Genomic DNA, 305 nt, shown 5'->3' with positions numbered 1-305 from the left:
GCACGAACGGCAGGATCTTCGGCGCGAGATCGACGAGCGTCGCCAGCTTCGCGTCGCGCGAACACTCGTCGAGTCCCAGGCCACGGAACCACGCGTTGAGATGGTCGACGAGCACGTCGAGCTTGTCGGCGAGCCGGCCGGGTTCCGCGAGATTGCCGATGCGCAGCCCGCGACGCCCGACCGTGTCCCCGTAGGCCGGCCCGATCCCGCGCAGCGTGGCACCGATCGGTTCGCGGCGCAGGCGCTCCTGTGCCTGGTCGATCGCGCGGTGAATCGGCAGCCCCAGCGCCGCGTTCTCGGCGATC

At 71.1% G+C, this 305-nt stretch carries 1 protein-coding gene; it reads right to left on the bottom strand.

Annotated features, from left to right (window positions below):
* Nucleotides 1-305: adenylosuccinate synthetase (locus KVT39_RS36720; RefSeq protein ID WP_217591454.1), on the bottom strand; the 305-nt coding region annotated here is incomplete at both ends.

Origin of the sequence: Burkholderia sp. GbtcB21 (genome assembly GCF_019091065.1) — a bacterium.
GTDB lineage: Bacteria > Pseudomonadota > Gammaproteobacteria > Burkholderiales > Burkholderiaceae > Burkholderia > Burkholderia pyrrocinia_C.
The sequence above is the reverse complement of the archived record's forward strand: the minus strand, read 5'-3'. Positions and strand labels throughout refer to the sequence as shown.